The organism is Thiorhodovibrio frisius, assembly GCF_033954835.1.
Taxonomy (GTDB): domain Bacteria; phylum Pseudomonadota; class Gammaproteobacteria; order Chromatiales; family Chromatiaceae; genus Thiorhodovibrio; species Thiorhodovibrio frisius.
The window spans coordinates 3,476,150-3,502,100 of sequence record NZ_CP121471.1 but is presented as its reverse complement, the minus strand read 5'-3'; the positions used below and the strand labels follow the sequence as shown (position 1 = coordinate 3,502,100).

Below are 25,951 nucleotides of genomic sequence, written 5' to 3'. Positions count from 1 at the left end.
CTCACAGCAGCACCCTTTCAATGCCGCAGGACCCTAAATCCTTGATGAATCTTTGCTGCCAACCTTCGCCAAGCTGCCGGCGGGCGAGCTCCACCACGATGTAGTCGGTCGCAAGCCCGGTCTGGTCGCTGAACTTGGCCAAGCCTTGTTGGCAGGCCGGACAGGAGGTCAGCAGTTTTGCCTGGCCGTCAGTTGCGCGCGTTTCGCCGGTTAGCGTTTTCAGCCCAGCCGCCAGTTCCTCGGCCTTGCGCAAGCGCACCTGGTTGGCGATGTCCGGTCGGGCAGTGCCCAGGGTACCGGCTTCGCCGCAGCAGCGCTCAGAGAGTGCCACCGGCTGGCCCATGAGTTTGCTGGCCACCGAGATGGGCTGGTAGGCCTTCATCGGCGTGTGGCAGGGGTCGTGGTAGAGGTATTGCGTCCCGTCGGTCGGGGGGAGCGCCACCTTCTGTTCCATCAGATACTCGTGGATGTCGAGCAGTCGGCAGCCGGGGAAGATGCGCTCGAACTGGTAGCGCGTGAGCTGGTCCATGCAGGTGCCGCAGGAGACTAGCACGGTATGGATATCGAGATAATTGAGCGTGTGGGCGAGGCGGTGGAAGAGCACCCGGTTTTCCATGGTGATGCGTTGACCGCGCTGTTCCAGCCCGGCGCCGCGTTGCGGGTAGCCGCAGCACAGGTAACCGGGCGGTAGGATGATGCGCTCGCCTTGATGGTAAAGCATGGCCAGCGTGGCCAGGCCGATGGCGGAGAACAGGCGCTCGGAGCCGCAGCCGGGGAAGTAGAACAGCGCCCGGTCATCCTGGGCATGGGCGCCCTGGGGATCGCACAGGATGGGGATGCGGGTTTTGTCCTCGAGTTGCAGCAGCTCCCGATAGCCGCGCTTGGGCAGTTCGACGCGGATCGGGCGGCTGACCAGCTGCCGCGCCTGCTCGAGCGGTCGTGGCCGGCCGGTGGTGGCGCCGGGGGCGGTGGTGGGCGCTTTGATGAGCCCCAGGCGCGCGGCGGCGCGGTGGGCGAGATTCAGTCCCGCGAAACCGCCCCGGCCCAGCACGCGGCGCAGCAGGCGCACCAGGCGCGGGTCGTGGGCGTTGAGAAACTGCATGGCCGCCCAGGCGCCGGGGTTGGTGCGCTTCTTGCCCCGCTCCACCAGCATGCGGCGCAGGCGCATGGTGACGTCGCCAAAGTCGATATTGACCGGACAGGGCGGCTGGCAGTGGTGGCAGATGGTGCAATGGTCGGCGATATCGTTCATCTCGGCGAAATGCCGCTGGGACAGACCGCGACGGGTCTGCTCCTCGTACAAAAAAGCCTCGATAATCAGGCCGGTGCCGAGAATTTTGTTGCGCGGCGAGTAGGACAGATTGGCGCGCGGCACATGGGTCATGCATTTGGGCTTGCATTTGCCGCAGCGCAGACAGTGTTTGACGTCATCATTCAGCGCGCCGAGCTCTGTTTCCTCCAGAATAATGGTCTCGCGCTCGACTAGCCGCAGCGAGGGGGTGTAAGCCAGTTCCAGTCCGCTACCGGCAAGCAGCTTCCCGGGATTGAAGCGCCCCTGGGGGTCGACCCGCTCCTTGTAAGCGGCAAAGGCGGCGAGCCGTTCGGGCTCCAGATAGCGCACCTTGGTGAGCCCAATGCCATGCTCGCCGGAGATGACACCGCCCAGATCGGACGCGAGCGCCATGATGCGATCGACGATGCGGTCGGCCTCGTGCAGCATCTCGTAGTCGGCGGAATGCACCGGAATGTTGGTGTGCACATTGCCGTCACCGGCGTGCATGTGCAGGGCGACGAACAGGCGCGCGTCGCGAATCTTGCGATGAATGCCGGCGAGATGCTCGCGCACCGCCGAAAACTCCTGGCCGGAAAAGAGTTCATTCAGCCGATTGGCAATCTCCTTGCGATAGCTCTGGCGCAGATCGCGGCGCAGCAGCATCGCGAGCAGGGTGTCGTCGGGACGCACCAGCGTGCGCTCCTTGTCGCGCAGCAGGTCAATGTGTGCCGCGGCCGGTTCATCCAGCGCGGCCAGGATGCGCTGCCAGCGCGCGCGTGCTTCACTAACCGCCGCCCGCGCCGCCTCGCATTTGGCGGCCAAGATCTCACGGCCCTCGGCCGAGTCCTCGTGGTCCAGCGGCGCGGCCTGCGGCATGGGGCCGGACAGATACTCCAGCACCGCCACCATGATGCGGTCTTTGTTCCGGATCGACTGTTCGATATTGATGCGCTCGATGGCGCGGCTGTAGTCGGCCAGGCGCTCGAGCGGGATGACCACGTCCTCGTTGATCTTGAAGGCGTTGGTGTGACGCGAGATGGCCGCGGTGCGCGCGCGGTCGAGCCAGAAGCGCCGGCGCGCCTCGGGACTGGTGGCGATGAAGCTCTCGCCATCGCGGGCACTGACCCGCGCGCGCACTTGCTCGGCGGCCGCGTTCAACGCCGCGGCGTCGTCCGAGACCAGATCGGCGAGCAGCACCATCTTGGGCAGCTCGCGCCGCGCGGCCTTGGTGGAATAGTTCACCGCGCGGATGTAGCGCTCGTCGAGGTGCTCGAGCCCGGCGATCTGGACCTCGGCCAGGCGATCGATCATGTCCTTGATCTCGACGATGGCCGGCACCGCACGCTCCAAATCGGCGCCAAAGAACTCCAGGCACAACGTCAGGGTATGCGCCGGCATGCGATGCAGAATGAAGCGCGCCGAGGTGATGATGCCGTCGCAGCCTTCCTTTTGCACGCCGGGCAGATTGCACAGCGCCTTGTCGGTCACATCCTTGCCGAGACCGGCCTTGCGGAAGCTCGAGCCCGGCACGTCGATCAACTCCGGCTCGCCAAGCGGCGTCTGGCCATCGGTGGCAAAACGCTGGATACGAAAGCGCACCCGTTCGGCGTACTGGAGCTTGCCGAGGTTATGGTCCAAGCGCTCAACCTCCAGCCACTGCGCCTCGGGTGTCATCATGCGCCAGGAAGCGAGGTTATCGAGCGCTGTGCCCCAGATGACAGCCTTCTTGCCGCCGGCATTCATGGCTACATTGCCGCCGATGCAGGAGGCATCCTGGGAGGTCGGATCAACCGCGAAGGCGAGACCCTGGGCTTCCGCTCGCTCCGCCACCCGGCGCGTCACTACTCCGGCGCCGCAGTGCACCGTGGCAACCGGCTCAGCAACGCCAGGCAGGGCAATGGTCTCCACCTGCGAAAGCGCATCGAGCTTCTCGGTGTCGATCACCGCGGTTCGCGCGGACAAGGGTACGCCCGAGCCGGTGTAGCCGGTGTTGCCGCCATAATGGCAACGAAGTCGGTCAATCGTCGCGTCTGATGCTGGTACTTGTAACCGAGTCCTTGGCGGATGCTCAGATACTGCTCGAGTGCAACGCGTAGCGTGAGCACTGCGGACATCCAGGCCAAGGAAGGCTCAACGAGCGAAGCCCCTCAAGATCGACTTTCGCATAGATGCGCGTGATATCGGGATGCGCGTGTCCGAATACTTGTGTTCGTGAGACGCAACAAGCGTAGGCATGGAAGATGATGACTTTGGGTGCGAATGCCGCGGGAGAATCCTGGCGCGCCAGCGGGGGACATTCTGGCTAGCGGCAAGGGCAACAAGGCGCGGCTGACTCGGCATCAAGTCTGATCCCGTTATGCCGGCCATGTTAACGGTTGACGCTGTCAGAGACGAGAACTGACTGTCCGGACACGCCTCACTCGCTTATCGCATCAGCAACCCAGAATCACCCCGATTTCCCCGAGATTTCACTGTCGCTTCAGGCGCCTGCATCCGGGCAAGCTGTGTCCCCACAGTAACCCGATTGATGCAGGTTTCCGATGTGCCAATTTCTTCGTTCGAGTCTCCCTTGCCTGCTGGCCCTGAGCGGACCAGCGGCGAACGCAACCCTTCCTCTTCCGCCTGATCTTGCCGATCTCTCAGCTCCGCTGGAGGCGTCGATCCAGTTGCCCGGCAGCGGCGTGCAGATGCTGCAACTGCAAGACCGGGTCGCCTTTCTCAGCGGCAACGGCCGTTATGCCTTTACCGGCGACGCCTGGGATCTGTGGCATGGCGAACAACTGACATCGGTTCGCCAGGCTCAGGCACTGGCCAGCCGAGTTGATTTGGATCGACTCGGGCTTGATCCAGCGGACCTGGGCGCCATCAACTTCGGCGACCAGCAGGCTGGCACCAAGCCCACCTGGGTCTTCATTGATCCACTGTGTGCCGCCTGCCAGCAACTGCTTGAAAGCCTCGCGCAGACCGAGACGCCCGCCCATGTCATCCCGCTGCCACTCGGCGGTGCGGATTCAGCCCAGGCAGCGAGGCGTTTGCTCTGCGCTCCATCTCCGCAAGCCGCCCAATCCGCGCTGCTCGATCAATCCTGGTCCGAGCTACCCCGACCCGCGTCCGACTGCGACACCCAACCCCTGGTTCGGGCGCTGATCACCGCGCGGCTGTTGGGCATCGATTCGGTCCCGACGCTGATTGCGCCGGACGGTCGCATCCATCGCGGACTCCCGGAGAGCCTGACCCCGTGGCTGTCAGGAGAGCAGCCATGAGCATCCGCGCCTTAGTTCTGGCTCTCTTGCTTGTCCCGACCCTCGCACTGACCGGCTGCGCCGGCGGCCTCGGTGCCAAGCGCTACGCCTGCGAGGGCCTGCCGAGCCGACCCTTGTGTCTGTCCACCGCCGAAATCTATGCCCTGACCGACGGCGATGGCCCACCACCAGCCGAGCGCCGCTTGCAACAGGAGAACGCCCAATGATCAGTGCCCGTCAATCTCGCCACCTCGCACTGGTTTTGATGTCAGCCACCGCGCTGTCCGGCTGCATCACCACGTCGTCGCGTCCTTCCGACGCTTCTGCGCCGGTCATCGTCGCGGGGCAAGGCGTGGTGCTCGAAACCCGCTCAAACATCGCCGGTTCGGAACGCGCGCCCAGGTCCTTCGCGAACAAGCTGCCAGCCAACGAACCAGCAGCAGCAAATGCGGAGCAGACAGCCGCCAGCAATACCGCCACCGAATCCACCCCAACCCCGAGCCGTGCCCCTGCGCAAGTCCTGCGCATCTGGATCGCCCCCTGGGAGGACAGCGCCGGTAACCTCCATGGCGCCAGCCACGTCTTCACCGAAGTGGTGCCACGCCGCTGGCAGTTGGCCTCGGCCACCGAGACAGCGACCGGCGCCGTCCTGACACCCCTGCAGCTTGAACCGCGCCGGGTCTCGAGTTCCGAAGCCTCGCGCAAACCCTGAGCCAACCCCCAACCCAACCGAAGAAGGAGTCATTCATGACCAAGGTAGCAAACCAAAACCAAACCCAAACCGCCACCCCATCCCTGTCTTCGCGCCCACTGCTGCACGCCGCCTTGCTCGGCGCGCCGCTGCTGGTGCTCTTGTTACCGGACACCGCGCTGGCCGGCGCCGGCGGCACCGAGTTCCAGGCCACCTACGACATGCTGATCGGCTGGATGACCGGTCTGCTCGGCCGGATCATCGCGGTGGCCTTCATCATCGTCGGGCTGATCGCCGGTGTCGCGCGCCAGTCGATCATGTCCTTCGCCATCGGCATCGCCGCCGGGCTGGGTCTGTTCATGGCCCCCGACATCGTCGATGCGGTGGTCTCCGCCACCTTGCCCATCGTCTGAGCATCGCGTGCTGACTGACCGGCCCTTGCCAGGACCAAGGCGTGCCGAGCCTGGGCGGGAAACCGCCTCCCATGAATTCACCGCCCGTTTCAATCCCCGAATTCAGCGAGGCCACTCCCACCATGCGACACCAACGAGGACCCAGACGCCGGCCATCGGCCGTGGCGGTGCTGGATGACCAAGGCCGCTTTCTCGCCCCCTGCAAACCCGCCCGCGCTCGCCAACTGATCTCATGCGGTCGCGCCTGGTTGCTGAGCGCCGAGCCGCCGCGGATTCAATTGACCTATAAGCCCCAGCAAGAGGCCCCCGACCAGCCATGACCCATCCCGCCCGTCAGTTTCAGGGTGAGCGCGCGGCGAATCTATTCAGCCCGCTTGCCTTCGCCCCCGATTGTTTCTTGTTCCAGCACGACGACCAGACGCTGGGGTACGGATTTCTCTGTACTCCGCTGGCCGGTGCCGATGCCTCTTATGCCGAGCGTCTCTCAGTCCTGCTCAACCAGGACTGGCCTGCCGGCACCCAGATGCAGGTGGCGCTCTGGTCCACCCCGGACATCGACCAAGCCCTGGCCGTCATGCTCGGACTGCGCCTGGATCTGGACCCTGGCGTCCTGCGCGAAGCGACCCAGGAGCGCGCGCAGTTTCTGCGCACCGGCGTGAGCGAGCCCATCATCCCCGGCACCGAGGTGCGGGTGCGTGATCTGCGCGTCTTCGTCGGGGTGAAAGTGCCGATTAGCGCCCAGCTGCCGAACGCGGCTGAAATTTCCCAGACCATCGAACATCGCGCCGAGACCGAGCAGATGCTCAGCACCGCCGGGCTGCGTCCGCAACCACTCACCGCTGAGCACTATGTCCGCCTGCTGGGAACACTGCTCAACTGGGGCGAGGACGCCTCCTGGCGCCATCGCATCGCCCCGGAGTGCGACCCGACGCGGATTCTGCGCGAACAGTTGCTGGATTACGACCATGCCCTGGAGGTCGATGCCGATGGGCTGACCCTCGGGGACACTCGCGTGCAGGTGCTCTCCTGCAAGCGCTACCCGGATCAGGTCCACTTCGGCCTGGCGGCGCGCTATCTGGGTGATCCCTTGTCCGGCACCCGGGGCATTCGCCACAACGCCTTGGTCACGCTGAATCTGTATTTCCCTGACCAGGAACGCCTGCGCGCGCGCATGAAAGGTCAGCGCCAGTGGGCGACGAATACCGCCTATGGGCCGCTGGCGAAGTTCATGCCCGAGCTGGTCTCGCGCAAGCAGGGGTTCGATGCGCTCTTTGCCGCTCTGGACCAGGGCGACCGCCCGGTGCAGTGCTATCTGAGTCTGGTGCTGTTTTCCAGTCCCGCCGAGGCCTCCGCCGTTGCTTCCAACGCCATCACCTACTGGCGGGAACTCGGCTTTCAGTTGATGCGTGATCGGTTCTTCGTCCTGCCCCTGTTCCTGCAAGCCTTGCCTTTCGGCATGGATGCGCGCGCGATTCGCGACATGATGCGCTATCGCACCCTGGCCGCGCGCCATGCGGTGACCCTGTTGCCGGTGTTCGGCGACTGGAAGGGCACGCCGACGCCGGTGGTCAACCTGCTCTCGCGCAGCGGGCAGTTGATGAACCTGTCGCTGTTTGACTCCACCAGCAACTATAACGCCGTGGTGGCGGCGAGTTCCGGGGCAGGCAAGAGCTTCTTCACCAATGAGCTGATTGCCTCATCCCTCAGCGCCGGGGCGCGCTGCTGGATCGTCGATGTCGGGCGCAGCTATCAGAAGCTGTGCGAGGCACTGGGCGGGCAGTTTATCGCCTTCAATGCGGAGTCCGATCTCTGCATCAACCCCTTCGAGTTGGTGCAGCGCTGGGAGGAGGAAGCCGATGTGGTGCTGGCGATCATCACCGCCATGGCGGCACCGACCGAGCCGCTGGGTGACTATCGCACCGCCGGGCTGAAACGGGTACTGAAGCAGGTCTGGGATGCCCTGGGTCCGAAGATGACAGTGGATGCCATCGCCGATGCCTTGCTCCGGGAAGACGATCCCCGGGTGCAGGACATCGGCCGCCAACTCTTTGCCTTCACCAGCCAAGGCGAGTATGGGCGCTTCTTCAATGGCGCGAACAGCATCCGCTTCACCGCGCCCTTGGTGGTGCTTGAGCTGGAGGAGCTGAAAAGCCGGAGACATCTACAACAGGTTGTCCTGCTCCAGCTGATCTACCAGATCCAGCAGGCCATGTATCTCGGCGAGCGCGGCCAGCAGAAGCTGGTGGTCATCGACGAGGCTTGGGATCTGCTGACGCAGGGCGATGTCGGGCGCTTTATCGAATCGGGGTATCGGCGGTTCCGGAAATATGGCGGCGCGGCGGTCACTGTCACCCAGTCACTGGCGGACCTCTACGCCAACCCGGTCGGACGGGCCATTGCCGAGAACAGTGCCAATACCTTCCTGCTGGCCCAGCCTTCGCAGAGCATCGATCAACTGGCCCAGGAGAAGCGGCTGCCGATTCCGGTCGAGGCAGCTGAACTGCTCAAGACGGTCCATACCGTCCCCGGTGCCTACTCGGAAATCTTCTGCCTGACGACCATGGGCGGCGGCATTGGCCGGCTGGTGGTCGATCCGTTCCGACGACTGCTTTACAGCACCGCGCCGCAGGATGTCGCGGCCTTGGAGAGCTTGAGACAGCAAGGGCTGGATGTGGTCGGCGCCATCCGCCGGCTGCTGTGGGAGCGTGGGCATGGGTGAGATGCGAGCGAAACGAACAAGCTTATCGGGTGCCAGCATGGCCATTCCGGTGCTGGTCGGCGCGTTGGGCGGACTGGTTGGTGCCTTGGTCGCTGACCGCATGATGGCCGAGCTGGACGTTCAAGCTACGCCGATCCTTGTGCTGTCCGTCGCCGACTGGGTGCGTGGCGGACAGGACGGAGAGGCGATTCGGACGCTGGCCGAACGCCTGGCGGAGCATGGTTTTCTGGTTCTGGACGATCAGGCGGTTCTGGCCGCGCCAGAAGAGCTTTACCTCCCACCAACGGAGGGGCAGCCATGAGCGGTTCAGTGCCCGAATCCAGGTCTCAGTCGCAACCCAGCCACGAACCCTGGGACCGCTTTGCCATGAAAGCCTTGCTGGTGCTGACCGCCATGTTGATTCTCATTGGGTATGGCTGCGCGCGCTATCGCATCGGCATCGACGATCAGGTCAGCCAATGTCTGCCACCGTATCGTTGGTATTTGATCGATACCTTTGACCGGCAGTCCATCAAGCGCGATCAGCTCCGTGCCTTCGCGGCGACCGAGGTGATGGCGCCGTATTTCCGTCGCGAGCAGACGATCATCAAGCGGGTTGCCGGGATTCCGGGTGACCAGGTGTCGGTCACGGCAGAGGGAACGTCCATCAACGGCGTCATGCAGCCGCAGAGCGATCCGGCTTTGGCCAAAGCGCTGGGATTGTCCGTTGCAGATTTTCTGATTGATCAACTGGCGATCCCAGAGGGTTTTCTCTGGGTCATGGGCGCCACGCGCGACAGCTTCGACTCGCGTTACTGGCGCTTGCTGCCGGAGAACCAGGTCATCGGGAGGGCGTATGCGCTGTTCTGAGATGACGCGGCTGGTAACGAATAGACAGTTGGGACGGGTCAGCATCCTCGTTGTGACAGTGCTGGCCGCCAGCATCGGGCAGGCATCAAACCAGCAGGCGTCCTCGCCGGGAATCGACGCGGAACTGCAAGCCATCCATTCGCGGGCCTCCGAGATTTTGTCACAAGTCGATGGCAAGCGACTGCCAGCATGGTTGCAGGATGCCAATGAGCAGTCTGCCGCCTATGCCATCGAAGCGGAAGCGATTGCCAAAGGCGCTGGTCAATTTGTGGGGGAGGGGAGTTGTGGCAGCCTGCCGGAGATGCCCGGCAGCATCACCGGAACACTCACCTTCACCCTGTTCGCCTCCCGCTCCCTGGGCGATGCGCAACTGCGAGACCTGTTCCTGTTCGCATCCGGACAGCCCGAGACGCAAATCCTGTTTCGCGGGATCGGAGAGGACGAGTCCCTGCTGGATTTCATGGCGAGCCTGAAGCCGCTGTTGCAGGACATCGACCCGCCGCCGACAGTCCTGCTCGATCCAACGCCCTTTCGGGAGCATGACATCGAATCTGTCCCGACCCTGGTCGCGACCGGACCCGATGGCCAGGAACTAGCGCGCGTGTCTGGCCTGGCCAGTATTCATTGGCTGCGTTCCGCCCTGGACGACGGCAAGACCGGCGACCTGGGCGTGCGCGGCCCCATTCGGGAAATCGCCGAGCGGGATATTCTGGAATTAATCCACCAACGCCTGGCGCGGTTGGACTTCAAAGCCCTGGGCGAACGGGCGGTGGCGAGGGCGTTCGATCATCTGCCGTTCGAGCCCTTGCCCGCCGCCGGCGAAGACCGGGAACGCTGGATCGATCCGACCGTCACGGCGGGAGCGGATGTGCATCTCCCCGATGGCACGCTGCTGGTCCGAGCGGGGGATTCGGTCAATCCGCTGGACAAGGTTCCCTTTACCCAGCGCCTGGTCATCTTCGATGCATCCGATAGCCGCCAAGTCGCCTTCGCGCACTTCTTGGCCAGCGAAGCCTCGGACAAACCCACAACTTTCCTGCTGACTGGAGCCCACCGCAAAGGCGGCTGGAACGCGCTGACTCGGGTAATGCAACAGCTCGAGCGCCGGGTTTATCTGCTCACCCCGGAGATGCGTGAACGCTTCGCCCTGGAAAGGGTTCCCGCCATCGTCGATGCGGTCGGGCGGCAGTTCCGGGTGAGGGAAGTGGCGATGGTGGGGCAGGTCGAACCGGATATCGCCAGGAGCGAGATGGAATGAATCGCTCCTCCCTGTATCTTCTCGCTGGCCTTGCGCTGCTAATCAGCGTCACCGCTCCAACCGAAGCCGAAGACGCCACCTGCCCGGATGCCGAGTTGCTGAGCGAGAAGCTCATCACCGATGTCTGTTGGTCGTGCCTGTTCCCGGTGCGCATCGCCGGGGTGCCCATTGGCGGGGGCCACATTCCCGCTGGCGCGACCGATCAAGTGGTTTGCGTCTGTCCCGATCCGCTCGGCGTTCCCAAGCCCGGGTTCACCATCGGGCTATGGGAACCGGCGCGCATTATCGAGATGGTGCGCAATCCCACCTGTGCGCCCTCCCTGGGCGGCATTCGGCTGCCATTTGGCGATGTGCGCTTGCTCGGTAGCGGCGGTCATAGCGAGGAGGACAGCAGCGACACGGCCTTCTACAACGTCCATGTCTATGCCTTCCCGCTGCTGGTGATGCTCGACCTGCTCTACGACGACCGCTGCAATCCGGACGGCTTCAGCGAGCTGGATATCCTGCACTTCTCGGAGCTCGATCCGACCTGGAACAACTCCGAACTGGCGTTCTTCACCCATCCCGAAGCGGCCTGGCTGACCTCGCCGCCGGCTCTGGCTGCCTGCCTGGCCGATGGCGTCTCGGCGACGGCCGGCACGCCATTGGATGAGCTCTTCTGGTGCGCCGGCACCTGGGGCTTGCTCTATCCCTTCGCCGGAGCGCAGCCGACGCTGGGTTCCCGGCCCCGTGCCACCTCGCTGTCGGCCACCCGCACCATGGCGGCGCTGCATCGGCGGGGATTTGCCCGACGCACCATGGGCGACGGAGCGCTGTGCAAGGCGCCCATCGCGCCCTTCCTGCCCAAGAGCCAATACAAATTCTCCATGTTCTATCCGCTGCCGGAAGCCAACGGCAGTCATGTGATTGGCGAGAGTCCCTTCCGCTGGGGCAGTCATCGCACCTATCCCGGTCCGGGTGAGGATCATCTTTACATTCTCTGGCGATGGCAGGACTGCTGTGCGACCTTCTGAGTCTGATCGATTGAAATCTCATTCATCGCAACAGGCCCACCCGCGCTCGCCAGCCTATCGCCTGCTGGCGTCCGTTGTCAGTCTGGCCGTGGCCTGGACGCCCTGGGCCTTGGTCTGGGGTGATGATCTGGCTGATCTGGGGCGCGAGGGACAGGCGTTTGGGTCCGCGCAAAGCGCCGGCTTCGTGGTGCCCGAACTCCATGGGGGCGCGCTGGCTTTGCCAGGTCATGATGCGCTCGCCATCGAAGGCCTGTTCCCCGGCGCATCTGCCGGATCAGCGGCCGATTTCAGCGCCTTCTATGGCAACGCGGCTGGGCTCGGCGCCCAAGGGCAAGCGGTCCAGGCCGACCTGCTGCAGACCGATTCCGCCCATGGATCGGCCTTTGATAGCCTGCATGGAAGTTTCGGCGTCTCGGACATCGACCTGCGTCAGGATGCACTCTGGTCGCAAAGCGACACATTGCTCTCCGACATGGCCGGCATGACCGAGACCTTCACCGACTGCGCCGTTGAATCGCGGTTTGCCACCGGCACGCGCACGGTCCATCTCCCCGAGATCGAGACCTGTCAGGTGGTTGAGCAAGGGGGCTCTTGCCTAATCCGGCATGCCTATACATTACCGCCGGCGGAAACAAGCGTGTCCGTCTCCGGGGAGGCCGCGCTGCATTCCTGCGGCAATGGCTGTCTGGAGGTCGTCTTCGATGTCGCGGGCACCGATCCGAAACCCTCCTGTCCGACCTGCTTATTTCCGCCGCCACGAACCTTCGGTTTCGCCATCACGGAGCCCGAGCGCGTCGAGCGGATTGGCGTGTCGGTCACCGCCGGGGACGCGGATTTCGGCGCCATCTGCGGCGCGGATTGCACCCTCACCGCCAGGGAGCAGTCCTGGGAAGTGACCTTCCCCGGCTATCATGATGCCGACAGCAGCCAGACGCTCGGCGACGCTATCACACGACAAGCCCTGTCGGACCGAAACCTCACCAACGCTCTGCGCAGGGGCGGTCACTTCCAGGTCGCCAACGCCGCGCGCGTCCAGACCGACGCCGGTCAGTGGTTCGTCGCTGAAGGCCCGGTCCAGATCCGCGTGCGGATCAATCTGACACCCCGGCCACTGACCGACCAGGGCTGGGATGCCGCTCCCGCCTGCATCCACCTCGCTGAGACCATGCGACCGGGGGGATTCTGCAACGGCACGGCCGCCTGCTCGGGCGCGCCGCCGCTGGATGCCGCCGGCTGCTACAGCGCGCTCGGCGTGCGCATTTGCCCCTCGGACTTCGCCGCCAATCCCGTCCCCTGGCTCAACCCCTTCTGCCGCGAGCTGGCCATCGAATCGGAATGCTCCGGCTTCAATAGCGGCCCGATGTCCTGCTGGACCGATCCCCAGGGCGAGACCCACTGTCCCTATAACCCCGGCGACATCGCCGATGACTGCGCCACGCTGGCCGGTGATCCCCGTTGTCAGTTCCAGGAATCCGTCTGCGTCGAAGGCGCCCGCGATCCTCATGGACTGTGCTATGTCACCGAGTCGCGCTACGACTGCGGCACCGACACCGAGATTCCGGCCATCACTCGCCAGACCGAGATGGCCTGCGCCGGCCCGGTGCGCTGTCTCGGCGATGATTGCCTGGACCTGACCTATGAGCAGTCCGACGACTTCGCCGAGGCCGCCGCCGCGCTGCAGGCCGCGGAGTTCGTGCTGCTCGATTCCAACTGCACCGCGCCGGGTCAGTGCGAGGTCTTCGCCGGCGAGGCGGCGCAGTGCAAGCAGGCCGTCGGCGGGGTGGTGGATTGCTGCGAGACGCCCCAGGGCATTTCCCTGGTGGATTACATCCAGCTGATGTTCATGGTCACCAAGGTCGATGCCGCCATCATGGCCTCGGAATCCGGCTCGACCCTGCGCGGCAGTTGGGAGGTGCTGCGCGATCCGCTGGTGGATAGCTGGGATGCGGTGACCGATGCCTTCACCACGGCGGCCAACAATCTGATGGGCAAGACGGCCGCCTCGGCCAGCGAAGGGGCTGCCAGGCTGTCACTGGATGCTGCCAAGCAGGCCATCATGCGCCAGACCGTGCAGTGGGTGGCGAACGTCTTCGGCGATGCTGCAGCCAATGCGCTCTTCGTCACCAGCGGTGGTGGGCCGGCGGTCGTCGGCGGCAGCGTGCAGGCGGGACAACTCCAGCTTGGCGGACTGCTTGGTACCACCCTCAGCTGGATCATGACCGCCTACATGATCTATACGGTTGTCATGATCCTGATCCGGATCATCTGGAAATGCGAGCAGGATGAGTTCGAGCTGGGAGCCAAGCGCGAACTGCGTTCCTGCCACTATGTCGGCAGCTACTGCAAGACGGATTTTCTGGGCCTGTGCATCGAGAAGCGCAAAAGCTACTGCTGCTTCAACAGCCCACTGGGGCGCATCATTAACGAGCAAGCACGGGCGCAGACAGGCCATGGCTGGGGCAGTGCCAAGAGTCCGGATTGCTCGGGGCTGAGCCTGCAAGAGCTGGAGAGTCTCGACTGGGAGCGGATTGATCTGTCCGAATGGCTGGCGATCCTCGCCGAGTCCGGGCAGTATCCAACGGCGGCAAATCTAGATATCGAGACCCTGACCGGCACCGGCTCGGAGTTAAACGCCGGCGCGCGGGCGGATGCGGCGGAGCGCAGTGTGTCACGTGCGCAAGGACTCGATGGCGGGGACATCGTCCATGATGCCGCCGGAACCCTGCGCGAGCAGATCCAGGCGGATCTGCCTTGAGTTCTGAAGGAAAGCGCCTGGGTTAGTCGTCCTTGGTGGTGTCGTCCTTGTCGGAGGATGAAGCAACCTCGGCCTCCGTGTCAGTCTCACTGGAATCCGACCCTTCCGCGTCTTTCTCGACTTCCACCAAAGACCCCGTGACAATGCTCGCGCCGCTCGCGTCAGCATCGGCCGCCAGCAGGGCATCCGCCTGACCGCGCCGCACCGCCGAGTCCCGCGCCCTGCGTTCCAGATCGATCAGCTCGCGCCCCAGTCCATAGACCAGCCGGCGCAGGTCATGGGTCGCGTCCTTGCGCTGCTTGTTCGAGATTAGCCCCGCGAACCACAGCCCATCGAGCAGCATGAGCGCCTGATCCAGACGCACAATCAACCGCAGATATTGCGCGAGCGCCGGGGAGGAGAGTTGCAGCCTCACCTCGCGGGGGTTGGTGTAGCGGGGCACCGGCACGCCGCCTTCGCCCTCGGCCAGTTGCTTCAGCCGCGCCTGCTCGTCCGTGAGGCGCTGCGCGACCGCCCCGATGCGCTCGGAGACCAGGGCCTCGATCTGGTCCATGTCGTCATCGTCGCCAATGATGCGCAGCACCACCGAGATGGCATAGAGTGCCCGCACCACCAAGACAAAGGAGCGTCCGCGTTGCAAAACATACTGCGCGTTCTGGCTATGAATGGTGACGGTTTGATCGAGAACCGGTTTGGAGAACGCGTGTTTGTTTGACTGAGAGATCTGGGCCATCTAGAAACCTCCGGGCTGGTGCCAAAAGCACAGGCTAGCCAGGATTCTGGACGGTGACAGCAATGAAAGATCGTCTTTTCCCGCGTGATTTCGTTGCGTCAAGTCAATGGATACGCAAGCCCACTGCGGAACATGAAAAACACGGAATTGATCCACGATTCAATCCTCACTACAATACCGTGTATTTGTTGGCAAAAAGGGGTAAGAACCATGAATCGAGTTGTTCCTTGTCATAACCCGGCGCCGGTGCTGATGGCCAACGCACCTGCCCGCTTGATTCAGCGTGCACGCCAGGCCATGGGGTTGACCCAACGGGAATTGGGTGAGCGGGTTGGTTTGCCGCAATCGACCATGTCGCGGATCGAGAACGGCGATACCGTCCTGGAGCCGGCGGTGCTGGCCCAACTGGCGGCGGTCCTGGAGATCGGCAGTCAGGGGTTACGCACCCTCTTGGATGGCGTCAGCCAGGACAGTTGGCGGCAGTGGGTGTGGTTGTCGCGACGCCCGCCCAAGGAGAAGCTGCTGTTGCTGGCGCTGATCGATGGGGTCTCGGGGGAGGCGACCCTGCAGCAGCTTGAAGACTTGACCGGGTTCACCATCGGCACCCTGCGCGCAGCCATTGAGGGGCTGGCGCGGGAAGGGTTGATTCAACTGACCACGGATGCTCGCCGTCAGGGGACATCGGTCGTTTTGATGACACAACAACCCGAGAGACTAGCCGCATGAGCAAAGCAAGCATTACCACCTTGCATCCGACGCCCGCGCGCCTGAGCCAAGTGCAGCGCCGGCTCAAACCCTATTGCCAGGTGACCGAGTTGATGGCCGGCGACTTGCTTGATCCCACGATCACCCACCGCTGCATTGGCTTCGTGCACATGGGGCAGTTGCAGCTCACTTGGCGGGCTGGCGAGGACCGAAACGGTTTGAGCATGCATGCGGTCGATCCGGGACATGGGTTCGGCGGCAATAATTGGCTATTTGACGAGCCGCCGCGAACTCTCTATTACCAGGCCAATCGTCTGACGCGGGTATTGACGATCGAGGTCGAGCACTTGCGAACGCTCTTAGCCGAGGAGTTGATCGATCTTAATCAGCCATTGCGCGATGAAATGCTCCACTCCTATGCGCGCTGCTGGCTCTATCTTGCCGAGCGTCATCATCGTGCGCACGCGGCGCCGACCGAGGAACGACTGCTCGACGCGCTGCACGAGGCCGCCGCTTGGTCGTCGGCCATGTCGCATCCGGAGGGCACGCTGGTCAAGGCAGGGCGCGAAATTCTCGCCCAGCGTGTCGGCTGCGCCCGGGTGACGGTCAGCCGGGCGTTGTCGCGGTTAGTTGCCGATGGTCGGGTGCGTCTCGAAGGCCGCAGAATCCTGCTACTCGGGCATCAAGGACGCGGGGAGGCGGCTTGACGCATCGGCTGGCTGCGCTGCCGCACTGGTTCAATTAGAACCGGGTCGGCAGCCGGCCAACTTGTCTCGGCACCCATGGGCCGGATGTCCGGTTGGCCGCTGAGCGGCGTGTCCATCAGTTCTGCTCGGTCATCGACGCACCTTACCCGTCGGGAAAGATGCTCAAAATGCGCGTCATTGCCGGCTGCTTGCTTGGCAAGGCCCTGATAGGGTCGGGGCCTTGTCAAAACTGCGAGCAGACATCAGCCTTGAACCCAGTATTTGAGCCGCAATCCCAACCGGACAACTGGCGAATACCAGCGCCATTGTCCGGGAGTAGGGCACCTCTCGGTCGCCAAGTCATGGCGGCTGTTTCCTTGGCCGTGTTGTTGATCAGTCCCGTTTTCGGGATGGAACACCCGCTGCAAGAGCTGGGATTCGAGCGCTCGCTCAACCAATGGGAGCTGCGTCGGATCTGGCAGCAACAAACCAAGGTGGCCAAGCCTTCACCGGGCAATCCGCAAGAAACCGCCAAACGTCCAGTTCCGCAGATTCGTCGGATCAGCGCCGTCGCATTGCTGAAAACGATCTCAGGGTCGATGAAGACCCGGCGGGATCGCTATGTCGCGATCATTCTCTCCGAGGCCAAACGGCAAAGGGTCGATCCCAACCTGGTCCATGCTGTTATCCAAGCCGAGTCCGCCTATCGGCCAAACGCCAAGTCTCCGGCCGGTGCCTGCGGTTTAATGCAGTTGATGCCAGCCACGGCCCGGCGCTTCGGTGTGCGGGACATCTGGGACCCGAAGCAGAACATCGGCGGTGGCGTGGCGTATCTGCGGTTCCTGCTTGACCGTTTTGCGGGAGACATCCCGCTGGTGCTGGCCGCCTATAACGCCGGAGAGGGCGCGGTAGCGAAACACGGCAACAAGATTCCGCCGTACCGCGAGACGCGGGAGTATGTTAGCCGGGTGATAGCCGCCATGGGCTAGCTTGTCAAATTCTCCCTCGGCTCCATAGCGTGGAAGCTCGGCAAGCTGTCAACAATCATTTACATCTGCTATAGTCAAGTATCATGGACAGTTTGGGCTACCGTTGACGGTAACTGCGAGAAGGGTTTTTGAGTTTGAGTGCCATGGACCTCGTTGAGTTTGTTGAAAATCGTTTTGGCGTGAAATGTGCCGGCTCTCTCGGGCGGATAAGAGTCGGTGGCGATAGCAACCAGAAAGGCGGACTATACGAGGATTTCTTTGCAGTCTCCTTGTCGTGTTCTCTTGCCTCGCAAGAGCAAGAGTTGGAGCAATACCAAATTGCGGCCCAAGAAGTTGCTTTTGTCGATGATCTCTGTATTAGAGATTATTCAAGAAATACCAAGACAAACTACCAGGCAAAGAACTCTTCGGGCAAAGCCGCACAATGGACGCCACACATAGAGCGAATGTTCAGATATCAGCGACGTATTGATGAAGAATTTTTTAAGTTTGAGAAAAGCGTACAGGTTTTGTTAGTTTCATGTAAAGAAATTGCCAGCGCAAACAGTCAAAAAATTCCCGCCGATGCGAGGGATGGTTTTCGATCAGAATTTTTCCCTTATAAAGCGTCGAGTACACAGCTGATTCTTGAGCATGAGGAGTTACGTGGCAATTTAGAAAAAATATGCGATTCAACGGAGCCTGCTGACATTGATTCTGCTTTTCGGATTTTGTTGGGAGTTTGGCGATCCGATCAGGATCCTATGACCGTTCAGGAACTGTTTCTACGTGCGCGCAAAGAATCCAAACCGGATCTCTTTCAAGGTATGCTTAAGCGAGAAGCCTGCGTTCCTCAATGGCTAGAAGAAAAATGCCAGGAACTTAAAGGTATCAGTGTTCGTCTTGGCACTGGACGCTGTCTTGTCGTATTCAACGGCTTTGAAGTGAGCTTTCCGCTGAGTGCGCCCACGCCCGAAATGCGGGAATTGGATGAGATTGTTTCGATCGATCAGTTGTTCATGCGATTGATGTTGCTGGCTACCACTGAACTTAACGATTGAATTTTTTTGGCTAATGTTTGATGCGAGCAATGACAATGCAACAAGCAAGCAGAAAATATAGCGATTTTGCCGATGCACTGGCGAGAAGAGCGTTGGACAAATTGATTGCTAGCACGCAGTCACCGTCAGAGTATCAGGCCGCGATGCTGGAACTTGGTCATCAGCTTGGGGGCATCCTTCGGAGACAGATTCCTCGAGGGCATCAATGCTTGGTTGTCTCCACGGCGGAAGACGCGGATTATCTTTCAACCGGCGTCATAGAATCCCTGGAAGCCGACCACGATACATTGGCGGCTGTATTTTGGAATAATCATTATTCGATTAACGGATCCAATATTGCCCCAATCGTTCATCATTTCATTCAGCCTGGCTTTGAGTCCGCGAAGGCGATTATTTTCGTCAAATCCATTATATCTACCAGCTGCGTGGTCAGGACGAATATTCTCTCGCTCCTGGAGTCGGTCAAGGCGGATGACATCTATATCGTCGCACCGGTGATCTATATCGACGCGGAGCAAGCGCTAAAAGCGGAATTTCCGGCAAGCATTTCCGAGCGATTCCGCTTTGTCTATTTTGCCGTGGATGAAGAGCGAACAACAACCGGAAATGTTGTGCCTGGCATCGGGGGTCAGGTGTATCAGCTTCTGGGTATGGCGGATCAGCCGGCAAGAACTGGATACCTGCCCAATCTGGTGAAGAAGCGGGCGTGTCTCTAACCAGGAAAGCAGGTGATTCGCAATCCTCTTTTTTGTGTATGGCTGCGTTGGAACGGTCGGCTGGACATTTCCATCGTTTTTGAACGGTAACTGTGTTTGTCTTGTATCAACGCAGGAAGAGCAACTTTGACGGATAGTGAGAAGGCCAAAGGGCCGGAAGACATCGTGGCGTTGGAGGATAACGAGGATAAACTCCTGGGCGGGCACGGCGGCGAACCGGCTCTCCAGGACTGATTGTCTGCGCGCTCACCGAAGAATTTTGTGCGGATAGGCCCGAGGAACGGGTGCTCCAGAGCATGGGGGAGCAGATCGATCGCGAGTATCTCGACGAACTTACGGACATGGCACTCGATGTCAAGATTCCCCGTCTCGGCGGTGCTGGCAAGATGAAGACTGTGACGGTCGCTTTTCGTCAGAATCTGGCATGCACAACCTCAGGCGATACGCACATGATGCGCCGACAGCTCCCGCCCATGCCAAGATAAAGCAACGGTCAAGGCAAGGCGCGATAACGTCGTGCATGCGCGTGCCAGAGCCGCGCTCGGGCTCCGTATTTTTTGCATTATCTTGCCGAGTTACATTCACCGATCCTCAAACGGGTAGCGATGCCAACGATGTCGTCCGAAGTCTACTTTGACAACAACGCAACGACCCCCTGCCTCGACGCGGTCATTGCGGCGGTGTCCGATGCACTCGGAACGAATTTCGGAAATCCATCAAGTGCGCATTGTCGTGGTTACATGCGACAGGAGGCCCTCGGAGCGGCCCGCGCTTTCGTAGAGGACGTCTTGGGTGCGCCGGCCGGATCGGCGATCTTCACTTCGGGGGGGACCGAGGCAAACAACCTCGTCGTTCTCGGCGTGCTTCGCCAAGCGCAGGCGCGAACTCCCGAACCGATACGACTGATCACATCCCCCGTTGAACACTCGTCCGTTACCAGAGTGGCCGATGCTTTGGTTACGCAGGGAGTCACAGTTGACTATCTACCGGTCGGCAGTGACGGCGTAGTCAGCACGGACGAACTCGAGTTATTGCTCGCCAGGCCCGCCGCACTCGTTTCGTTGCAGTGGGCGAACAGCGAGACGGGCGTGGTACAGCTGATCGATCGCGTTGCTGCGATCTGCCGCGACGCAGGGACGCCGCTTCACTGCGATGCCGCGCAGGCTGTAGGAAAGCTCCCTATTGATCTATCGACCCTTCCAATCGATTACCTCACGTTCACCGGGCACAAATTGCACGCGCCGCCCGGCATTGGGGTGGTGATCGACACAGCTCAGCGTCTCAGTCAGTCGTTATGGTACGGCGGCGATCAAGAGCGGGGCCTTCGCCCAGGCACCCAGAACTTAGCGGCGATTATCGGGCTGCGCGAGGCGCTGGAGATTCGCTCCGCAGATCTGGACGCCTCTGTCGATCATCTCCGAACACTCAGGGATCGTTTCGAGCGGTTGATTCTACAGCGCATTCCAACTGCAAACGTCAACGGGCTGGAGTCGCCGAGGGTTTGCAACACGTCGAACGTCTGCTTTCCTGGTATCGAGGGGCAGGCATTGGTTGCGCAGATGAGCCGCAGGGGGGTCTGCTGCTCCCAGACCTCGGCCTGCACAAGCCACGTGCCCCGCCCATCGTCGGCGCTGCTGGCCATGGGGCTCTCCGAGGAGGACGCCTTCGCGAGCGTGCGCTTTAGCTTCTCGGTCCTCAATACCGACGCAGAAGTGCAAGCCGTGGCCGACCTCCTCTCTGAGGTCTACCGCGACCTGCTGCGGCTTTCCACCTAGTCAGTCTTAGGCTAGAGAAAGGAGTTTGTTCCTTGGAACTGGTTTCCATAACCGGCGAAATTCTTCCCAGGCTAGGTACTTACCTCGCAGCGCCGCAGGCATTGGATAGAAACTGGAGCGTGAAATGAGGTTCGGGGGTCACGAGACCTTTCCTGTCCGCGAAGGATGGCTTTACAACGGATTGGCCTTGCTCCGGGATCACCCGGATCGGCAGGCGGATCCGTTTGTCGCCGACCATCTCGGCGTGGGTCGCAACATGGCCAAGTCCATCTGGCACTGGCTCAAAGTCACACGACTGGTCGATGTCGTGCGAGAGGGACAAACGTCGCGCCTTGTTGTTTCGGATATCGGCCGCTGCATCCTGAAGAACGACCCGTACTTGCTCGAAACCGGTACCTGGTGGGCGCTACACGCCAATATCGCCACCCAGACCGCGCATGCGGTCGTGTGGGGGTGGTTTTTCAACGAGTTTGCCGTCGACCGATTTGACCGGACCCTGTGTCTTGAGCAGTTGGTGCGCAAACTGCAGATGGTTGGCGCGCGCATGCCAAGTCGAAATACGCTCTCCCGCGATGTGCAGTGCTTGCTCCAGTCTTATGCCCGGCCTATCCCCGCCGAAGCAGAAGATCCGGAGGACGCCAATGAGTCACCATTCCGTGATCTCGGCCTCATGGTGCATCACCGTGACACCGGCACGTTCTCAGTGCAGCGCGGGATCAAAGACATACCCCCGGAGATCTTTGGCTACATTGCCTCTCTCGCCGACCCCGCGACCGGCGAGCAAGCCCGCAACCGGATCGCCATGAAGGACGTCTTGAGTGCGCCGCGGATGCCTGGGCGCGTGCTAAGCCTCTCCGGCGACGCCCTCGCCACCCTCTTTCAGGATGCCGAGACAACGCTCGGCTCCTCTGTGCTGACCGTGCGCGCCATGGGCGGGGAGCGCGTCGTCGAGTTGTACCCGTTCAGGCCCACTGCATGGCTTGAGCGCCTCTATCGCCGGGTGTCTTCCCAATGAAGCGAGAATCGTTCGAATTCGAGACCACCGCGTTCTTGCGGTCGATCAACCTGCGACTCGACTTGTCGCAGCCAGCGAACGTCTCGCATTTCTACCCCACCACCAAGAACGCCCAAATCATCAACACCATCTGCGGATTGGATAATGAGCGTGTGTCCATCGCTAGCGCCTCGTATGGTTTCGGAAAATCCCTCACCGCGACCTTCAGCGGCATTGCAATCGAAGGCTTACCGCACAGTCATCCAGCCCTCAAAGCGGTCGTGGAGCGGTTCTCACCACCACTCGCGAAGACGAAGGAGTTCATTGCGCAGCGTCTCGGCCCAGCGGGTGGGCGTGGTCTCGTCATCGCCCTTGAGGGATACGCCCCGGACCTTGTGGCCGCGTTGGCGCAGGGGGCGATCGACGCCTTCCGGCGAATTGGGCAACAGCAACGGAGTAAAACGCTCAAAGGGGCCGCCACGGTCTCTGCGGTGCTCAACACCGTTGCCAGGCACGCCCAACGGCAAGGGCTCGATCGGATCGCCATCATTTGGGACGAGTTCGGACGGCATCTCGAAGGTCTGATCCGCGACGCCCGCGCCGACGACCTGGCCGATATTCAGACCTTGGCGGAAACCGTTGCCCGGCAGCGGGCGATCCCCATGACGTTGACGCTCATCCTGCATCAGAGCTTTTTTAACTACACGGGGCACCTCAATCAGAGCGCCCGTAACGAATGGCGTAAGATAGAGGGACGGTTTTGCCAGATCAACTACCAGGACGACAGCCGCGAGATGTACGAGCTGCTCGGTCACGTCATCGCGACACAACGGGGAATCAGCGAGACCTTCTCGGTAGAAACGAACGAGGCCGCCGAAGAACTGCTCGAACTTGGTCTTTTTGGCGCCTTCACGGAGCCACGGGACCTTGGCTTGGTGCTTGCTCAATCGCGCGCCTACGACCCCGCCGTTATCTACCTGCTTCCGCGCCTCGCTGCTCGGGTCGCGCAGAATGAACGCACCCTGTTTGATTTTCTCCACACGACCTCGACCCAATCGCTGATTACGCTATCGGACCTGTATGCCTTTTTCTCGCCCGCGATGCAGGCCGACAGCTCCCTTGGCGGAACGTACCGCCAATGGCTCGAGGCAGAGAGCGCCATCAGCAAGGCCCAATCGGAGGACGAGGAAACCGTCATTAAGGCAACTTGCCTGATGACGCTAGGGTTGTCAGGTAGTCGCTTCAGAGTCGGCGTGCGCACACTGGCCGCCGCTGCGGCCGGGCAAGTTCCAGAACGACGAACGGCGATAGACAAAGCCATCGAGCAGCTCATCGAGCGCAAACTGCTGCTCTACCGTCGCCACAACGATGACGTGTCTGTCTGGCACGGGACCGATGCCGACCTGCGCGGTCGGCTTGAGGATGAGACGCTACGGGCAGGTTCATCATTCGACCTTTATGACTTCCTTGCCAAAGAGTGGCCCGCGCCAGCTTGGAGGCCTGTCGAATACAACAGCCGAAACCATATTCGTCGCGCCTTCGTCGGCATGTATGTGGAAGCAGCGGAACTCATGGAGCATGGTCGGGAGCATCCCGCCTGGACACTGGACCCCGGTGACGACGGCCGTGTTGTCTATGCGTTGGCGCGCAGCCAGGCGGAGATCGATGCGGGAGCCGACATCATCGCCCACATGCCTGATGACCCCGGCATCGTGCTCGCCCTTCCGTCGCAGCCGCTAAAGGTCTTCGACGCTGCACTTGAGGTGGCGTGCTTGTCACGGCTGCAAACCGACGAAGACCTCGTCGAAGCCGACCCACTGGTGCTGCCGGAGTTGCGGCAGATGATTGATGATGCCCGCGTCCATCTGGCGTCCCTAATGGACCGTATCGTAAAGCCACGACCCAATGGTCCGCTGTGGTATAGCCGGCACCTATCGCTGCGAGCAGAGACCCCAGGTGAATTGCGCCGAGCGCTTTCCCGGCTGATGGCACATCGTTTCAATCTGACGGCGCGCGTCAACAGCGAGGCGCTGGTGCGCCGCCGACTCACTCGCCCAATGGTCAATGCCCGAAAGAAACTTGTGCTTGGCATTCTCGAACGCTCGGGTGAGCCGGACTTGCGGTTTTCCGGCACCACGCCAGACGCTTCCATGTACCGCACGGTTCTGTGCAATACCGGGCTATATCGGCAGCGTGAGCCTGGTGGATGGGGATGGGCGGAACCGCAAGAACTGGCCGACAGCGGGCTCCGCGCTCTGTGGGAGATGCTGGCTGGTTTCTTCACGCAGCCTAGCGACAGCCCCAAATCCATCACTGACCTGTTTCAGACGCTCGCGTCGCCGCCGTTCGGACTTCGCGCAGGGGTTGCGCCTGTCCTGTTTGCGGCCGGACTCAAAGCATTTCCAGCCGCGCTCAGCATTCTGCGCGATGACGCCTACCTGCCAGACATTCTGCCGAGTGACATTGAATTGTTGTTCGCGGAGCCGGAACGTCATAGCGTTCACGTCTTCCACCTCGCGCCCGAGCGACTCACCTATTTGCATGGCTTTCTCAACGTCTTCGGCCAAGAGGCTGACAGCAGGGCCCACGATCTGGTACGCCGCTGTTTCGACGCCTTGGAGGCATGGAAGCGAACGCTGCCCGCGGCGGCTTGGGCGACGCGACAGCTTGGTGCGCCGACAGCCGCGTTTCGCGAACTGCTCCGCAACACCCACAATCCCGCCGATGTCCTGTTTGAGCGAATTCCGCAGATTGCGGAAACGCCCGAGAGTGATTCCAGCACCTTGCTTGATCGCGTTGCCGAATGGCGCGACGAACTGACTCATATCACCGCGGGTTACTTGTCAAGGGCGGAACAGTCGGTGCGGATTGCCATCGACCCGGACGGATTGGAGGCGTTGCCGACGTTGGTTCGTCGGTGGACGAGGACAATTCCGCCTGATGCGCTTGATGGTCAGTCGCAAGAGTTGCGTGCTGTCCTGCGTATTTTTCGCCAAGCCGGCGATGGCGGATTCGCCACCCCGGACTTTCTTGATGCCTTAGCCACTGTCGTCGTGGAGAAACCGCTCGCGGACTGGGACGACGCGACAGTAGCATTATTCACACGGCGAGTACATCCCTTGCTGCGAGCCATTGAGGACGCGGCAATCAGTGGCGGCGGGCCGCAGGTGATCGGCTTGGTGGAAGAGCGTGTCTCGCGATTTTACGCGCAGCTCGTAGAACTGGCGGGTTCCGACGGCGCCCGGGATTTCATCGAAAAGCTTCACGAAACGACGGAGGCGGAACGTGGCAACACTGCAAGAAGCACTCGAGCATAGAGACGACGCACGGCATATTCTAAGTTTCTCCGGAGGCAAGGATTCCACCGCTCTCGGCATCTATTTGCTTGAGGAGTACCCGCAGATCCCGCTTGAGTTCGTTTTTTGCGATACCGGTGCGGAATTGCCCGAAACCTACGACTACATCAAACGGTTCGAAACCATCTTCGGTGTCGCCGTCACGCGCCTGAATGCCTTGCAACTCTACGGCGTCGAAGAAAAAGGCGAACGCAATCCTTTCGATCTCATCCTCAACGAACTCTACGGCGGCTTCATGCCGCGTCCTGACAATCGCTGGTGCACGCGCGAACTCAAGATCAAGGTTTACGAGCGCTACCTGCAGGGCAGCCCGGTGTATTCATACATCGGTATCCGCGCAGATGAAGATCGGGTGGGCTACCAGGGCGGCAAACCGGTGGTCCTCTCTGACAAGCCCAACATCACCCCGGTCTACCCGTTCAAGGATCGGGGCTTGGTCCTCGCGGACATCAAAGAGCTCTTGCTGTCATCAGGGCTTGGGCTTCCGCCTTATTACAGCTGGCGCAGTCGATCGGGCTGCTACTTCTGCTTCTATCAGCAGATCGGAGAATGGCAGGGGTTGCTGGAGCAGCATCCCGACCTCTTCGAGAAGGCCAAGCGCTACGAGCAGAGCAACGGGGGCCGTCCCTTCCACTGGGTCCAGGGACGCCCCCTGGAATCGGTTGCCAAGCTCAAGACGCGGTACGCAATTCCCGATGGTGAAGCACTCGACGGCTGCGCCGTCTGTCACTTGTGAGAGGTCCT

At 61.7% G+C, this 25,951-nt stretch carries 22 protein-coding genes and 1 pseudogene; 21 read left to right on the top strand and 2 right to left on the bottom strand.

The genetic code is table 11. From position 1 onward, the window contains the following. Position 1: 1 nt before the first annotated feature. Positions 2-3,271 (bottom strand): annotated as a pseudogene (locus tag Thiofri_RS15960) (DUF3400 domain-containing protein); the annotation flags it as partial. A 542-nt stretch (positions 3,272-3,813) separates the two neighbouring features. Here Thiofri_RS15960 and Thiofri_RS15955 point away from each other — a divergent pair. From Thiofri_RS15955 to traN, 11 genes are all read left to right on the top strand, one after another. Then, a complete protein-coding gene (locus tag Thiofri_RS15955) occupies positions 3,814-4,536 on the top strand; it encodes a thioredoxin domain-containing protein (RefSeq protein WP_009146640.1) in 723 nt (240 codons plus the stop codon). Next, positions 4,533-4,742 carry a hypothetical protein gene (locus Thiofri_RS15950; RefSeq protein ID WP_009146639.1) on the top strand — a complete coding sequence of 70 codons (210 nt, stop codon included), beginning with the start codon at positions 4,533-4,535 and terminating at the stop codon, positions 4,740-4,742. Before Thiofri_RS15955 ends, Thiofri_RS15950 begins: the two co-directional genes overlap by 4 nt. Then, positions 4,739-5,227 (top strand): TraV family lipoprotein, encoded by a 489-nt coding sequence (locus Thiofri_RS15945; protein ID WP_009146638.1) that lies wholly within the window; start codon positions 4,739-4,741, stop codon positions 5,225-5,227. Before Thiofri_RS15950 ends, Thiofri_RS15945 begins: the two co-directional genes overlap by 4 nt. Positions 5,228-5,262: 35 nt before the next feature. Beyond that, a complete protein-coding gene (traA, locus tag Thiofri_RS15940) occupies positions 5,263-5,619 on the top strand; it encodes a TraA family conjugative transfer protein (protein WP_009146637.1) in 357 nt (118 codons plus the stop codon). A 71-nt stretch (positions 5,620-5,690) separates the two neighbouring features. Further along, on the top strand, positions 5,691-5,939 hold the full coding sequence (locus Thiofri_RS15935) for an RRXRR domain-containing protein (protein ID WP_009146881.1): 249 nt from the start codon (positions 5,691-5,693) through the stop codon (positions 5,937-5,939). Then, a complete protein-coding gene (traC, locus tag Thiofri_RS15930) occupies positions 5,936-8,338 on the top strand; it encodes a type IV secretion system protein TraC (protein ID WP_009146635.1) in 2,403 nt (800 codons plus the stop codon). The genes Thiofri_RS15935 and traC overlap by 4 nt, the downstream gene beginning before the upstream one ends. Further along, positions 8,331-8,639, top strand: a complete 309-nt coding sequence (locus Thiofri_RS15925; protein ID WP_009146634.1) for a hypothetical protein — start codon at positions 8,331-8,333, stop codon at positions 8,637-8,639. Before traC ends, Thiofri_RS15925 begins: the two co-directional genes overlap by 8 nt. After that, a complete protein-coding gene (locus Thiofri_RS15920) occupies positions 8,636-9,187 on the top strand; it encodes a S26 family signal peptidase (RefSeq protein WP_009146633.1) in 552 nt (183 codons plus the stop codon). Before Thiofri_RS15925 ends, Thiofri_RS15920 begins: the two co-directional genes overlap by 4 nt. After that, entirely contained in the window at positions 9,174-10,445 is a 1,272-nt protein-coding gene (locus tag Thiofri_RS15915; RefSeq protein ID WP_009146632.1) for a TrbC family F-type conjugative pilus assembly protein, read from the top strand. Before Thiofri_RS15920 ends, Thiofri_RS15915 begins: the two co-directional genes overlap by 14 nt. Beyond that, entirely contained in the window at positions 10,442-11,458 is a 1,017-nt protein-coding gene (locus tag Thiofri_RS15910; protein ID WP_009146631.1) for a TraU family protein, read from the top strand. Before Thiofri_RS15915 ends, Thiofri_RS15910 begins: the two co-directional genes overlap by 4 nt. A gap of 10 nt (positions 11,459-11,468) precedes the next feature. Then, entirely contained in the window at positions 11,469-14,213 is a 2,745-nt protein-coding gene (gene traN / locus Thiofri_RS15905) for a conjugal transfer mating pair stabilization protein TraN (RefSeq protein ID WP_323705431.1), read from the top strand. A gap of 22 nt (positions 14,214-14,235) precedes the next feature. Here the strand turns inward: traN and Thiofri_RS15900 are convergent, their stop codons facing one another. Beyond that, the gene (locus tag Thiofri_RS15900; protein ID WP_009146628.1) at positions 14,236-14,946 is read right to left on the bottom strand and encodes a DUF1845 domain-containing protein; all 711 of its coding nucleotides are present in this window, start codon (positions 14,944-14,946) and stop codon (positions 14,236-14,238) included. A 210-nt stretch (positions 14,947-15,156) separates the two neighbouring features. On the opposite strand from Thiofri_RS15900, the gene Thiofri_RS15895 reads away from it, so the two are divergent. The 10 genes from Thiofri_RS15895 (at position 15,157) to Thiofri_RS15850 (ending at position 25,943) form a co-directional block, all read left to right on the top strand. After that, positions 15,157-15,672 (top strand): helix-turn-helix domain-containing protein, encoded by a 516-nt coding sequence (locus Thiofri_RS15895; protein ID WP_009146627.1) that lies wholly within the window; start codon positions 15,157-15,159, stop codon positions 15,670-15,672. Then, positions 15,669-16,358: a Crp/Fnr family transcriptional regulator gene (locus Thiofri_RS15890; protein ID WP_009146626.1), complete on the top strand. Its 690-nt coding sequence runs from the start codon at positions 15,669-15,671 to the stop codon at positions 16,356-16,358. Before Thiofri_RS15895 ends, Thiofri_RS15890 begins: the two co-directional genes overlap by 4 nt. Positions 16,359-16,699: 341 nt before the next feature. After that, positions 16,700-17,326, top strand: coding sequence for a lytic transglycosylase domain-containing protein (locus tag Thiofri_RS15885; protein WP_009146625.1), 627 nt, complete (start codon positions 16,700-16,702; stop codon positions 17,324-17,326). Between the two features lie 143 nt (positions 17,327-17,469). Further along, positions 17,470-18,366 carry a hypothetical protein gene (locus tag Thiofri_RS15880; RefSeq protein WP_009146624.1) on the top strand — a complete coding sequence of 299 codons (897 nt, stop codon included), beginning with the start codon at positions 17,470-17,472 and terminating at the stop codon, positions 18,364-18,366. 29 nt (positions 18,367-18,395) lie between these two features. Then, positions 18,396-19,082 carry a hypothetical protein gene (locus Thiofri_RS15875; RefSeq protein WP_223296631.1) on the top strand — a complete coding sequence of 229 codons (687 nt, stop codon included), beginning with the start codon at positions 18,396-18,398 and terminating at the stop codon, positions 19,080-19,082. A gap of 296 nt (positions 19,083-19,378) precedes the next feature. Next, on the top strand, positions 19,379-19,567 hold the full coding sequence (locus Thiofri_RS15870; RefSeq protein WP_040854067.1) for a hypothetical protein: 189 nt from the start codon (positions 19,379-19,381) through the stop codon (positions 19,565-19,567). Between the two features lie 129 nt (positions 19,568-19,696). Continuing rightward, a complete protein-coding gene (locus Thiofri_RS15865; protein WP_009146621.1) occupies positions 19,697-20,857 on the top strand; it encodes a cysteine desulfurase family protein in 1,161 nt (386 codons plus the stop codon). A 124-nt stretch (positions 20,858-20,981) separates the two neighbouring features. Further along, complete coding sequence (locus Thiofri_RS15860; protein ID WP_009146620.1) at positions 20,982-21,872, top strand: DUF4007 family protein; 891 nt, start codon at positions 20,982-20,984, stop codon at positions 21,870-21,872. After that, positions 21,869-25,168 carry a hypothetical protein gene (locus tag Thiofri_RS15855; protein ID WP_009146619.1) on the top strand — a complete coding sequence of 1,100 codons (3,300 nt, stop codon included), beginning with the start codon at positions 21,869-21,871 and terminating at the stop codon, positions 25,166-25,168. The genes Thiofri_RS15860 and Thiofri_RS15855 overlap by 4 nt, the downstream gene beginning before the upstream one ends. After that, positions 25,137-25,943, top strand: coding sequence for a phosphoadenosine phosphosulfate reductase domain-containing protein (locus Thiofri_RS15850; RefSeq protein WP_009146618.1), 807 nt, complete (start codon positions 25,137-25,139; stop codon positions 25,941-25,943). Before Thiofri_RS15855 ends, Thiofri_RS15850 begins: the two co-directional genes overlap by 32 nt. The last annotated feature ends 8 nt before the right edge of the window (positions 25,944-25,951 follow it).